General features: G+C 69.8%; 1 protein-coding gene. It reads right to left on the minus strand.

Features of this window, described 5'->3' with window-relative positions; genetic code table 11:
• A partial coding sequence (locus SAY88_RS24935) for an NUDIX hydrolase (RefSeq protein ID WP_431308923.1) occupies positions 1-281 on the minus strand: 281 nt, incomplete at both ends.

Consider the following 281-nt stretch of genomic DNA (forward strand, 5'->3'; position numbering starts at 1 on the left):
GGGCGATGCGGCTGTAGCCGACTTTGTTGCGCAGACGCCACAGCGCGTAGTCGACGATGTGGTTGTGGTCGAAGGCCAGGGCCGGCAGATGCGCCGCGTCGAACCACCTCACGTTGTGGGCGTCCGCGGGAAGCTGGGCGCCTTCGCGCAGCAGCGCCCAGTAGACGATGGACACGACGCGACCCGGGGCGCGGCCGACGTCGCCGCACGCGTAGAGCTGTTCGAGGTAGCTCGGGGCGAGGCCGGTCGTCTCGGCCAGGGTTCGTGAGGCTGCAGCTTCG

Origin of the sequence: Halalkalibacter flavus (assembly GCF_036663575.1) — a bacterium.
GTDB classification, from domain to species: Bacteria; Bacillota; Bacilli; order Bacillales; family Bacillaceae_D; genus Halalkalibacter; species Halalkalibacter flavus.